Annotated in this window: 17 protein-coding genes; 5 read left to right on the forward strand and 12 right to left on the reverse strand. The window is 63.9% G+C overall.

What is annotated here, in order from left to right:
* A partial coding sequence (gene ubiG / locus EOC93_RS29880; protein ID WP_127206409.1) for a bifunctional 2-polyprenyl-6-hydroxyphenol methylase/3-demethylubiquinol 3-O-methyltransferase UbiG occupies positions 1 to 527 on the forward strand: 527 nt, incomplete at its 5' end.
* 27 nt (positions 528 to 554) lie between these two features.
* Here the strand turns inward: ubiG and EOC93_RS29885 are convergent.
* Positions 555 to 1484, reverse strand: coding sequence for a DMT family transporter (locus EOC93_RS29885; protein ID WP_095486020.1), 930 nt, complete (start codon positions 1482 to 1484; stop codon positions 555 to 557).
* A gap of 101 nt (positions 1485 to 1585) precedes the next feature.
* On the opposite strand from EOC93_RS29885, the gene EOC93_RS29890 reads away from it, so the two are divergent.
* A complete protein-coding gene (locus EOC93_RS29890) occupies positions 1586 to 2071 on the forward strand; it encodes a MarR family transcriptional regulator (protein ID WP_095486019.1) in 486 nt (161 codons plus the stop codon).
* A 4-nt stretch (positions 2072 to 2075) separates the two neighbouring features.
* Here the strand turns inward: EOC93_RS29890 and EOC93_RS29895 are convergent, their stop codons facing one another.
* From EOC93_RS29895 to EOC93_RS29910, 4 genes are read right to left on the reverse strand one after another with little or no spacing between them, the layout of a single operon-like run.
* A complete protein-coding gene (locus EOC93_RS29895; protein WP_095486018.1) occupies positions 2076 to 2501 on the reverse strand; it encodes a DUF1178 family protein in 426 nt (141 codons plus the stop codon).
* The gene (locus tag EOC93_RS29900; RefSeq protein ID WP_127206410.1) at positions 2498 to 3364 is read right to left on the reverse strand and encodes a carbon-nitrogen hydrolase family protein; all 867 of its coding nucleotides are present in this window, start codon (positions 3362 to 3364) and stop codon (positions 2498 to 2500) included. The genes EOC93_RS29895 and EOC93_RS29900 overlap by 4 nt, the downstream gene beginning before the upstream one ends.
* 10 nt (positions 3365 to 3374) lie before the next feature.
* The gene (gene grxC / locus EOC93_RS29905; RefSeq protein ID WP_095486017.1) at positions 3375 to 3644 is read right to left on the reverse strand and encodes a glutaredoxin 3; all 270 of its coding nucleotides are present in this window, start codon (positions 3642 to 3644) and stop codon (positions 3375 to 3377) included.
* Positions 3645 to 3674: 30 nt separating this feature from the next.
* Positions 3675 to 4460, reverse strand: a complete 786-nt coding sequence (locus tag EOC93_RS29910) for a ComF family protein (RefSeq protein WP_127206411.1) — start codon at positions 4458 to 4460, stop codon at positions 3675 to 3677.
* Between the two features lie 53 nt (positions 4461 to 4513).
* Between EOC93_RS29910 and EOC93_RS29915 the strand changes: the two genes are divergently transcribed.
* The gene (locus EOC93_RS29915) at positions 4514 to 5386 is read left to right on the forward strand and encodes a methyltransferase domain-containing protein (protein WP_127206412.1); all 873 of its coding nucleotides are present in this window, start codon (positions 4514 to 4516) and stop codon (positions 5384 to 5386) included.
* A 32-nt stretch (positions 5387 to 5418) separates the two neighbouring features.
* On the opposite strand, the gene EOC93_RS29920 is transcribed toward EOC93_RS29915, so the two are convergent.
* The 6 genes from EOC93_RS29920 to EOC93_RS29945 all read right to left on the reverse strand — a co-directional run bounded on the left by EOC93_RS29920 (position 5419) and on the right by EOC93_RS29945 (position 8940).
* Positions 5419 to 5598 carry a Flp family type IVb pilin gene (locus EOC93_RS29920; RefSeq protein WP_095486014.1) on the reverse strand — a complete coding sequence of 60 codons (180 nt, stop codon included), beginning with the start codon at positions 5596 to 5598 and terminating at the stop codon, positions 5419 to 5421.
* Between the two features lie 97 nt (positions 5599 to 5695).
* Positions 5696 to 6025: a hypothetical protein gene (locus EOC93_RS29925; protein ID WP_126104781.1), complete on the reverse strand. Its 330-nt coding sequence runs from the start codon at positions 6023 to 6025 to the stop codon at positions 5696 to 5698.
* 120 nt (positions 6026 to 6145) lie between these two features.
* Positions 6146 to 6568, reverse strand: a complete 423-nt coding sequence (locus tag EOC93_RS29930) for a (deoxy)nucleoside triphosphate pyrophosphohydrolase (protein WP_127206413.1) — start codon at positions 6566 to 6568, stop codon at positions 6146 to 6148.
* Complete coding sequence (locus EOC93_RS29935; RefSeq protein WP_206532287.1) at positions 6565 to 7344, reverse strand: GNAT family N-acetyltransferase; 780 nt, start codon at positions 7342 to 7344, stop codon at positions 6565 to 6567. Before EOC93_RS29935 ends, EOC93_RS29930 begins: the two co-directional genes overlap by 4 nt.
* Positions 7344 to 8585 carry a bifunctional glutamate N-acetyltransferase/amino-acid acetyltransferase ArgJ gene (argJ, locus tag EOC93_RS29940; RefSeq protein WP_127206414.1) on the reverse strand — a complete coding sequence of 414 codons (1242 nt, stop codon included), beginning with the start codon at positions 8583 to 8585 and terminating at the stop codon, positions 7344 to 7346. The genes EOC93_RS29935 and argJ overlap by 1 nt, the downstream gene beginning before the upstream one ends.
* Positions 8586 to 8703: 118 nt before the next feature.
* Complete coding sequence (locus tag EOC93_RS29945; protein ID WP_126104778.1) at positions 8704 to 8940, reverse strand: hypothetical protein; 237 nt, start codon at positions 8938 to 8940, stop codon at positions 8704 to 8706.
* Positions 8941 to 9053: 113 nt separating this feature from the next.
* Between EOC93_RS29945 and EOC93_RS29950 the strand changes: the two genes are divergently transcribed.
* Positions 9054 to 9650: a TetR/AcrR family transcriptional regulator gene (locus EOC93_RS29950; RefSeq protein ID WP_127206415.1), complete on the forward strand. Its 597-nt coding sequence runs from the start codon at positions 9054 to 9056 to the stop codon at positions 9648 to 9650.
* Positions 9651 to 9666: 16 nt separating this feature from the next.
* Positions 9667 to 10644, forward strand: a complete 978-nt coding sequence (locus EOC93_RS29955; RefSeq protein WP_245461582.1) for a glycosyltransferase — start codon at positions 9667 to 9669, stop codon at positions 10642 to 10644.
* Positions 10645 to 10689: 45 nt separating this feature from the next.
* Here the strand turns inward: EOC93_RS29955 and EOC93_RS29960 are convergent.
* Positions 10690 to 11487 (reverse strand): peptidylprolyl isomerase (locus tag EOC93_RS29960; protein ID WP_127206416.1); only part of this gene is annotated, 798 nt, incomplete at its 5' end.

Consider the following 11487-nt stretch of genomic DNA (forward strand, 5'->3'; position numbering starts at 1 on the left):
GCGGGCTGTTGTGCGAGCCGATGGCGCGGCTTGGCGCCGAGGTGGTCGGCGCCGATGCATCCGCCACCAACATCGAAGTGGCCAAGCTGCATGCGGCGGAGGTCGGGGTGACGGTGGATTACCGTGCCACGACGGCGGAGGATCTGGCCGACGCCGGCGAGAAATTCGACGTCATCCTCAATATGGAAGTGGTCGAGCACGTCGCCGACATCGACCTGTTCGTCGCCAAATGCGGCGAGATGGTCAAGCCCGGCGGTATCATGTTCGTCGCTACCATCAACCGCACGCTGAAGGCGCTGGGCCTGGCCATCATCGGCGCCGAATATGTGCTGCGCTGGTTGCCGCGCGGCACCCACCAGTTCGGTAAGCTGGTGCGGCCAGACGAGCTGGAAAAGGCGCTTGCCGGCGCTGGTCTGAGCATCATCGACCGCACCGGCGTCGCCTACAATCCGCTCGCCGACCGCTGGCAGCGGTCGAAAGACATGGACGTCAACTACATGGTGCTGGCGGAGAAGGCACCCGCCTGAACTTTGTCACGAAATGCCTGAACCTTCTCACGCCGCCACCTTTTCACCCGTCTGGTTCTGCGCCTTTGTGGTGATCTGGCTTTGCGCTTTGGTGGTGATGAAGACGCCGGCGGTGATGATGACAGCACCCGCCCAGGTCAGCAATTGATAGTGCTCGCCCAAAACGATCGTCCCGGCAAACAACCCGACCGCAGCCGCGACATAGCCGATCTGGCTAAGATAGACCGGGCCGCCGACCGCCTGCAGGCGGAAGAAGAAGGCGAACATCGCCGCGGCCGACGCGATCTGCCCGACGACCACCAGCGGCACGCCGCCGAGCAGGGCGAGCGACCCCCCGCCTTGCTGCATGAGGATACCGCCCAAAAGCAGCGCAGCCGCTGCCAGATGGCTGCCGACGGCAAGCTCGATCGGTCCGGTCCCTTCGGGCCAGTCGACGGTGCGGTAGATGTTGCCGGCGGCAAGGCTGACCGGGATGAGCAGCCCTATCGCTACCCAGAAAAATTCGGCCGGCTGTCCGGCCTCGCCGCGCGTCATCGCCACCATGACAGCACCGACGAAGCCGACGGCAATGCCGACAACACCAAGCAGGTTGGGACGGCGAACGCCGAGCAGGATCGAAAACACCAGCGTGATCACCGGCGACAGCGTGAACATGATGCCGGTATAGCCGGCACCGAGATGCGGAATGGCCGAGAACATCAAGAGATTGGGGAAGGCGTAGGACACTGCCGCGGTGACGAAGAAGTAGCGCAGTCTGTGCGGGGTAAGCCGGATGCGCTGCCCGCGCAGCAGCAAGGCGCACAGAAGCACGCCGCCGGCGCCGAGCGATATGACGAGGGCCCAGACCATGGCGGAAACGCCAGCTGCCGTCGCGATCTTGCCGAACGGCAGCGTCAGGCCGAGCAGCCCGCCGGTGACGATCAATAGGCCGAGCGCCGAATCCCAGAGAAATTTCATTTCGTAGCCCTTTCGCCTATTTGCGGCTCTTGGCCGGCACTGCATCTTCAGATAAGATAATACAAAGATTCTTAACGTCAAGATATTTAATGGTGAGATAGATGGATCGCGCAGCGAACGCCATCGAGCAGTGGAAAAGGGAACGGCCGGATTTGGATGTTTCGCCGATGGCCGTGCTTGGACGATTGAACGAGGCCTCGTCGCTGATAGCACGAGAACGCCTCGCTCCGCTGTTTGCCCGTTTCGGTTTGCAGACCGGGGAATTCGATGTGCTGGCGACGCTGCGCCGTTCCGGGCCCCCTTATGCGCTGACGCCAACTGCTCTCTATGAAGCGACGATGGTGACGTCGGGCGCCATGACCAACCGGCTCGATCGGCTCGAAAAGTTAGGATTGATCATGCGCGGGCCGCATCCCAACGATCGGCGCGGAATTGTCGTCCAGCTGACCGACAAGGGCCTGACATTGATCGATGAGGCGGTCGCCGCCCACGTCGCCAACGAGCACGAGATACTTTCCGGTTTGACGCGCCAGGAGCAGGAGATGCTTGCTCGCCTGCTTGAGAAGTTGATAGCGAGCGTGAGATAACCTGTCAGTTCCGCTCGTCGGGAAAACTCGGAATCGGCATGAATTCGACGCCGTCCTCTATCAGGCTCTTCGCCTCCTCCAGCGTCGCCTCGCCATAGATGCCGCGCGGATCGCTCTCGCCGAAATGGATCTTGCGCGCTTCCTCGGCAAACTTGTCGCCGACATAATCGGCGTTCTCGCGCACCTTCTCGGCCATGGCTTTCAGTTGCGCCAGCGCCTGCTTCTGGGCCTCGCCCATGGCGAGCGCGATTTTTTCCTGTTTGCGCCCGGTGGAGACGGCCGGCGCCATCAACGCCTTCTCGACCTTGTGCGAGCCGCAACTCGGACAATCGACGAAGCCACGTTTCTTCTGGGTGTCGAAATCGTCATTACTGCGAAACCAACCCTCGAATTCGTGCTCGTGTTCGCAGATCAGGGAAAAGCGGATCAAGATGCTGCACCCCTAAGCGGCAGCGCCTCGGCCGATCCGCCGTTGACGGCAAAATCCCGCGCATTTTTCAGGTTCGGGATCTTCTTGCGCGCGGCGACCGACTGCGCTGGGTCGATCTCGGCGACGATCACGGCGGGCTCGTCATGCGCCGCCTCGGCGACGATACGGCCCCAGGGATCGACGATCAGCGAATGGCCATAGGTCTCGCGGCCGTCCTCGTGCAGTCCGCCTTGCGCCGCGGCGACGACATAGGCGCCGTTCTCGATGGCGCGTGCCCTGAGCAGCACATGCCAGTGCGCTTCGCCGGTCTGGCGGGTGAAGGCGGCGGGCACCGAAAGCAGGTCGGCGCCGGCCAGTGCCTCGGCGCGGAAGAGCTGCGGAAAGCGCAGATCGTAGCAGACGGCGAAACCCAGCCTCGCGCCATCGACCTCGGTAACGATGGCCTCGGTGCCCGGCTCGTAGGCGGCGGATTCGCGCCAGCTCTCGCCATTGTCGAGATCGACGTCGAACATGTGGATCTTGTCGTAGGTGGCTAATGTCGCGCCATCCGGCCCGAACAGAAGCGCGCGATTGGCGAGCTTGCCGTCGGCGCGCAGGATGGCGGTCGAGCCTATATGCAAGTAGACGCCAAGCTCTTTCGCCAGCTTGCGCGACGTCGAGACGATAATGTCCTTGTCCTCGGACGTGAAAGAGGCGGCCCGCGCCTGTTTGTCGCGGACCAGGGCACTGGTCATTTCCGGTGACTGGATATAGTTCGCGCCCTGGCTTGCCGCCTCGCGCACCAGCCGCTCGAGATCGACCGCGTTGTGCTCGGGGCTGGTGCCCGAACGCATCTGGATCGCCGCCGCCTTGAAAGCACCCATCGTCATGTCCTTAAATCGTCGAGCCATTGGCGAGCAGACGGTCCAGCCGACCCTCCGCCTCCAGTTCGTGGAGATCGTCGGAGCCGCCGACATGCGTATCGCCGATGAATATCTGCGGAAAGGTCGAGCGGCCGTTCGCGCGGGAGATCATTTCCTGGCGCAGTTCCGGCGAGAAGGAGGCGTCGTGCTCGGTGTAGGCGACGCCCTTGCGCTCGAGCAGCCGCTTGGCCGCCGCGCAATAGCCGCACATCACCCGTGTATAGATCGTCACGTCGACCATCGGTCAGCAATCCTGCCTTGTCTCAAAATCTTATATAGTCGCGGACTCGTCGGCCCGAAAGTCCCCCGGCAGCACGCGCGCAAAGGTCAGCACGTCGACGGTCCCGGCACCGCCCTTCTTCAGCGCCTTGGCGACCGCGCGGACAGTGGCGCCGGTGGTATAGACATCGTCGATCAAGAGCACCCGGCGGCCGGCAATCTCGATCTCGGCCTCCTCGGGCACGCGAAATGCGGCACGCACATTCTCCTCGCGTTCCCGCCGCTCCAGCCCGACCTGCTGACGAGTAAGCTTGACGCGCCTGACCGCTGAGGGCGCGAAAGGCAGGCTGCCAAGCTGCGATACCGCCCTTGCCAGCTCCGCCGACTGGTTGAACTGACGCCTGAAAAAGCGCCGCCAGTGCAGCGGCACCGGCACGACCACATCGGCTTCCGCGATCAGTTCGGCGCCGGCGCGCAGCATCCAGCGCGCCATCCACGGCGCCAGATCGGTGCGATCCTGGTATTTCAACCCTTGCACCATCTGGCGGGCGACACCGGAGTAAGCGACCGCGGCCCGCGCGCGCTCGAAGGGCGGCGGGTCGGCGATCGCCTCGGCCGACAGGAACCCCTCGCCCATGTGATGGATGAACGGTGTGCCCATCACCGGGCACCAAGGCCGTTCCAGGAGCCTGAGCTTCGGCCAGCAGGCGCCGCACAGCACGCCGGGCTGCGAGACATGCCGGCGGCAGCCGGCGCAAACCGGCGGAAACAGGATGCGCGCCGGCCAGTCCAATGCCTTTCGGGCGATACTATTGATATCTGGCATTGGATCGGCCACGTGATTGGTTCTCCGCCACCCTATATCAGAGAGCGGAAACCAGGAACCAGCCGTTGCAGCCCATAGTCGACACCTCTCTCTGGCTGACGCACAAGCGCCGGGCCCTTGCCCGTCCGGCTGCGGGTGCGGATTTCCTGATGCGGCGGGCAGCCGAAGAGCTTGCCGACCGGCTGGGCGCCGTGGAGCGTAAATTTGACAGAGCGGCCGTGCTGTTTTGCCAGACGCCGGCGGCCGTCGACGTGCTCGCGACAAGCGGCAAAGTGACGGACATCGCGCGCGTGGAGGCGGATGCGTTGTTCCTAGACAATGCCGCGGGATTGGTGGCGCCGCTGGAGACCGTGCCGTTCGAGCCGGAAAGCCTCGACCTCGCCGTGTCTCTTCTGTCCCTTCAGGCAATGAACGACATTCCCGGCATGCTGGTGCAGATCCGTCGCGCACTGAAGCCGGACGGTCTTTTCCTCGGCGCCTTTGCCGGCGCCGGCACGCTTTCCGAGCTGCGCGAAAGCCTGCTCGCCGCCGAGACCGAGCTTTATGGCGGCGCCAGCCCGCGCGTCATCCCGTTCACCGACGTGCGTGACGCCGGGGCGCTTCTGCAACGCGCTGGCCTGGCTTTGCCGGTCGCCGACGTCGAGACGGTGACGGTGCGCTACGATTCCCTGTTCGGCGTGATGGCGGACCTGCGGGCGATGGGCGAGACCAGCGCGCTCATCGACCGTAGCAGGCGACCTGGGACGCGAAGGCTGTTTGCCCGCGCCGCCGAAATCTATGCCGAGCGATTTTCGGATGCCGATGGCCGCGTCAGGGCGAGTTTCCCGATCGTCTGGATGTCAGGCTGGGCGCCCGACGCCTCGCAGCAAAAGCCGCTGAAGCCCGGCTCGGCGAAAATCTCGCTGAAGACAATACTGGAAAATCCCGAAGGGCACTGACCGGATCTTCGGATGCGGGTGCCCGGTCGTGATCACTGCGCGAAAGCGTTCACAAGCCTGCTGTTGTTGTCGCTGAACAGCCATTTGAGGGCATCGAACACCTGACCGGCCCCGGCAACGATGGCGAGCGACAGCACGGTCACGATGACGCCGTATTCTATGACCGTCGCGCCGGTCTCGTCTTCCAAAAACCGTTGCAACAATGTTTTCATGGCCGTCGATCCCGCCTGCCGGAACCCTAGTGCCGACCTGTTAAGAAAGGTTAATGGCACAGGCTTAACAGGCGATGAAACGACGCTTTAAAGGATGTCAGCAGTCGCCGCTGCGCTTGCCATTGTCGCGTATCACGCAGACCGAACTGGGCAACGGCTGCAGCACGCTCCTGCGCAGTGTGTAGGTATGGGCGATCGAGCCCGTGCTTCCAATCGACCCCGTGCTCATCCTGTCGAGGCCGCCGGCAAACCCATCGCGGGCGGACTGCAATCGCGTCCGGCTGTCAAGGAATGGCGTCGCGATCAAGGCCAGCGCCACCGCAGCCGAGCCGAACAGCAGCGTGATCCGCAATATGCCCATGCCAGCATGAACAGCGCTATCACGGCGGTCGGGCCGGATCGAATCCCAGTCCTTGTCGAGGCTCATGCAGTCGCTCTCCGGCGAAGGCCTGGACATGGCCTTCCCTCGATTTCCATGCCGTCAATTTTTCACGGCAAGATAAATCTTGCATTAACGCTGTCTAAAATCAGGCAGTGACGGCGCAAATCACAGAAGATCGATGAGGAACTGGATCAGCGGTGCGTCGGCCGGCGGCATCGGAAAATCGCGCATCTGGCGCGGCCACACCCATTTCAGCACCTGCCCCTCCTTCGGCTGCGCGATGCCGCGGAACCGGCGGCAGACGAACAGCGGCATCAGCAGGTGAAAATCATCGTAGGAGTGGCTGGCGAAGGTGAATGGCGCCAGGCAGGGAATATCGGTCTCGATGCCGATTTCCTCGTACAACTCCCGGATGAGGCATTCTTCCGGCGTCTCGCCGGGCTCGACCTTGCCGCCCGGAAACTCCCACAGGCCGGCGAGCTGCTTGCCTTCGGGCCGCTGCGCCAGAAGCACGCGGCCGTCGGCATCGACCAGCGCGCAGGCTGCGACCAGGAGCAGGCGCTTGCCGACAGGGTTCCCGCCGGTCATGCGCCGGGCGGCCGGCGATAGTGGTAACGATAGACTTCATCGAACCCGAGCGAACGATAGAGCGCCAGCGCCGGCGCATTGTCGGCCTCGACCTGCAGCCAGGCTTCCCGGGCGCCGCGCAGCCGCGCCCATTTCAGCGCCGACAGGATGAGGTGGCGGCCATGGCCCTTGTTGCGCACCGATTTGTCGGTGGCGACCTCGAACAGGCCGGCAAGATCGCCATCATGGACGCAGATCAGCGTCGCCAGCGGCTCGGTGCCCTCTTCGAGCGCGAACAGCCCGGCTTCCGGCTGGATGGCGCCGATGATCTCCGACAGGCCCGGCCGCAGCGACACATCCGAGCCGCTCACCTTGAGCGACGCCCCGATGAAGCGGCTGATGTCCTTCAGCGGAATCTGGTCCATGGCGGCATCGAGCTGGGCGTCCGCCAGCGGCAGCCGCATGACCAGCGATTCGTCGAATGTGCTCCAGCCTTCGCTGTCGAGATGTTTGGAAAGAACCGGCCCCGACAGCGGCGATATGCGAAAGGTCAGCGGCCGGCCATAGGCGTCGAAACGGCGGCTGGCGCGGCCGATGCGCTCGGCAATGTGCTGGATGTCGCCCGGATCGAGCGGGTTGACCGAATTCAGCCGCTTGGCCGGGTGGCCCGCCGTCAGCCGCACCACCCAGGTGCCGTCATAGTGGACGGCCGCCGCCGGCCAGGCGCGAAAGCCGGCCGCCTCGTAGCGCCGCACGATGGCAAGCACGCTTGCCGGATGTCTGGAAACCAACGCCATCAGCTCCGATAATCGCCGTTGATGGCGACATACTCCTTGGTGAGGTCGCAAGTCCACACCGTCGCCTTGCCGCGGCCGATGCCGATATCGGCACGGATGCGGATCTCGTCGCGCTTCATGTAGGCCGATGTCGCCTCTTCGGAGTAGGCGGCATCGCGCTCACCCTCATGCGCCAGCCTGTTGTCGCCGAACCAGATCGACAGAAGGTCGCGGTCGGCCGGTTCGCCGGCCTTGCCAACGGCCATGACGACGCGGCCCCAATTGGCGTCCTCGCCGGCGACTGCCGTCTTGACCAGCGGCGAATTGGCGATCGACAGCGCGATGCGCTTGGCCGAGCGGGCCGATTTTGCGCCGGTGACGGTGACCTCGACCTGCTTGCGGGCGCCCTCGCCGTCGCGCACCACTTGCAGGGCCAGCGATTTCAGCACCTTGCCGAGCGCGCGGCGGAAGGCGCCGAGGCGCGCATCCCCGGCATCCGTGATATCGGGCGCGCCGCGCCTGGCGGCCGTGCCGGTGGCGAACATTAGCAGCGTGTCGCTGGTCGAGGTGTCGCTGTCGACGGTGACCGCATTGAAGGTCTTGGCGGTGCCGCGCGCCAAAAGATCCTGCAGCACGGGCGCTGCGATCGGCGCGTCGGTGGCGATGAAGGAGAGCATCGTCGCCATGTCGGGCGCGATCATTCCGGCGCCCTTGGCAATGCCGTTGATGGTGACGTCGGCGTCGCCGAGCTTCACCGTCGCGGTCGCCAGTTTCGGATAGGTGTCGGTGGTCATGATCGCCTTGGCGGCTTCGGTCCACAGATCCGGTCTGCCGTCCTTGACCAGTCCGGCGAGCAAATGGCTGAACTTGCCGGCATCCAGCGGCTCGCCGATGACGCCGGTCGAGGCCAGAAACACCTCGTCCGGCGCGCAGCCCGCAGCCTTGGCTGCAGCCTCGCCGGTCATTGCCGTGGAGGCTCGGCCCTTCTTGCCGGTGAAGGCATTGGCGTTGCCGGAGTTGACGACCAGGACGCGCGCCTTGCCCTGCCCAAGATTCTGCCGGCAGAAATCGACCGGCGCCGACGGGCATTTCGACGTGGTGAACACGCCGGCGACCGTGGTGCCGGCATCGAAGACCATGGTCAGCAGGTCGGTACGGTTCTTGTACTTTATCCCGGCCTCGGCTGTGGCGATGCGGGCGCCCTCGATATCAGGCATTTTGGGATATTTCTTCGGCGCGAGCGGCGAAATCGTGGCTGACATGAAGACCTCGGGCGGGAAAAACGCAAGGGAACGCCGGTTTGCCCGATAGCGGGCGCCGGCGCAAGGGCGTTTTCCCGACCGTTGCGGGCGGCGCTAAACTGCCGGCGGCTCGCCTGCTTTATTGGGCAGGATTGAGGAACCTCCGGAACGTCCTCTGCACGCCCGGAATGAGCCCCCAGATCATGATCGAGACCATCAAGGGGGCGATGACCAGCGTGCGCTGCCAGATTTCCCACTCTTCGGTCAGCGGGAACACCGCATAGAGGATGGCTGTGATCAGCGGATAGACGCCAGCAAGCACCAGCAGTGCAAAGCGAGGGCGCGAGAAGCGGCTGGCGGCAGCAGTCGAGGTCATTGCTCTCTCCTTATCGTTACGAAACGTTCCGTTATATAAAACGAACCGTTTCGTTTCGTCAAGCGGTCGTATATGAATGCTGAGGGGAAACTTGCCGGCAGGGAAAATGGTGGATGGGTGAAGACGCAGATCCGGCCCGCAAGTCAATTGGCGCGCGGCGCAGCCCCGACAGCGCCGACGCCATTCTCGACGCCGCCGAGGCGGTGCTGGTCGAGGCCGGCTATTCCGGCTTCTCGATCGAAGCGGTGGCGCGGCGGGCGCGTGCTGGAAAGCCCACGATCTATCGCTGGTGGCCGAGCAAGGCCGCTTTGCTCTTCGACGTCTATCAGCGGCTCAAGCGCGTCGAGAATCCCGATACCGGAAACCTCGAGGATGATCTTGTCGGCTTCCTGAAGAACCTGTTCTCGCACTGGCATGAAACATCGTCAGGCAGCGTCTTCAGGTCGCTGATCGCCGAGGCGCAGTCTGATGCGACTGTTGCCGCCGTCCTAGTCGAATACACGAAAGGACGCCACGCCCATACCGGCCGGATGATCGAACGCGCCAAGGCAAGAGGCGAAGTGGCGGCCGACGTCGATCCCATGCTCGTCGCCGACCTGGTCGCCTCCTTTGCCTGGACGCATCTTTTGACCAATCGCCTCGACGAAGACGAAACGACCATACGCAAAGCGGTCCGCTATGTGATACAAGGCATCGCTCACAAGCGTTGACAGGGGGATCGGCGGCTTGCTTGAAAGAACATCTCCAGTGCTGCCCGTCAGCCTGATCATCGTGTCAGACTATCTGACGGCGGACGGCGACGCGGAATTGCGGCGCTCGCTGCGCGCCTACGCGCAGGACACGCGTGGCGTGCCGGCCGAGATTGTCATCATGCTGCCCAGCGGCCGTGCTTCAGAAAGCGGGCCTACCTCAAAAAATGAACATGCCTCCGCAATCGAGGCCGAGCTTGCCGGCAAGGCATATCTCTGCCCGTCGGTGATCGTAGCCACGCATGACAGCGACGAATCCTCGCAACTGAAGGACGCTGCGCTGTCATATTGCCGCCATGACCTCGTTGCGGTGGTCGAGGCCGATTGCCTGCCCGGTCCGCGATGGTTGGCGGCGTTGTACGAGACCGTCGAGAAAAACCCGAAGCTCGACGCGGTTTCAGGACGGACCAGCTACGGCGAAGAGAGCATGATGAAAAGGGTGATGTCGCTGCTCGACCGCGGCTTCATCGAGCGCCGCAACAGACTTGGCCAGATCATTCATGCCAGCAACAATGGCGCGCTTTATCGACGGTCGGTGCTTGAGCAATATCGTTTCGAGGCCGACCATGGACCCTTCATCAGCTCGCATCTGCGCCAGCACGCTATGCTGAGGGATGGCGTGGCGATGGAGCTTGCCGCTCAAGCCGTCTCGATCCACGCCTATGAGGGACTAGGGTTCATCTGGGATGTCCGGCGCAACAAGGGCTACCAGTTCGCGCGGATGCTGCTGCGCAAGAAGCATCGCTTTTCCAGGCTCGGCCTGGCCGTTCGCGCCGTGGCGACATCGTTCAAGGAAAACCGCCAGACCGCGCAAGCCGTGGGCAATGAGTTCTGCCGATGGACGGACTGGCCGCTGTTCTGGGCAATGATGCTTCTGGTGCGGATCCCGGAATTCGCCGGCGCACTCGCCGCCGGCGATCCGGCGGCATTCAAGGCGTCGACGCACTATAGGTAAAGCGACAGGACGCCGTGCGGCGCCCTGTCGTGGCGGAGCAATGCCCTACTTGGTGTTTTCCAGCGCGTCGACCGTCTTCTTCAGCTTTTCGTCCGGAATCTCGACTTTGGCGTCGGCGCGCAGCGTCTTGACCAGCGCGATATACTTGTCGCGGATGACCGCCTGACGGGCCTGATCCTTGACAGCGTCGAAAGCCGGCGGCTGCTTGGTCCGCTTGTCCTCGACCTTGATGACGTGCCAGCCGAACTGCGTTTGCACCGGCTGCTCGGTGTATTTGCCGACCGCCAGCGCGGAGGCCGCCTTGTCGAATTCCGGCACCATCTGGCCGGGTCCGAACCAGCCGAGATCGCCGCCGCTGGTCTTGCCGCTCGGATCGCTGGTGTGCTCGTTGGCGAGCTTCTGAAAATCGGCGCCGCCGTCGAGCTGCTTGATGATCGCATCAGCCTCTTCCTTCGTCTTCACGAGGATGTGACGGGCATGCACTTCGTTGGTCGGCGGTGTGTTGGCGATTTCCTGGTCGTAGCGGGCGCGAACCTCGGCATCCGTGACCTTGTCGACGACATCCTTCTCGACCATTTCGCCATGCAGCGCGCGCTGCTGCAGGAACGCCATGCGGCGCTGGAAGTCGGGATCCTTGTCGAGGCCGGTGGTGACCGCTTGGGTTGCCATGACCTTGATTTCGATCGCCGCCGACAACGCGGCCGCGCGGCGCTGTTCGGGCGGCATCTGCGCGAATTGCTGCGACAGCTCGCCTTCGGCAAGCGCAAGGTCTGCCTCGGTCAGCGTCTGGCCGTTGATCGTGGCGACCACGGCGTTCGGATCGACCGGCGCGGCCGGCTGGGC

The organism is Mesorhizobium sp. M6A.T.Ce.TU.002.03.1.1 (assembly GCF_003997275.1).
Classification (GTDB): Bacteria; Pseudomonadota; Alphaproteobacteria; order Rhizobiales; family Rhizobiaceae; genus Mesorhizobium; species Mesorhizobium mediterraneum.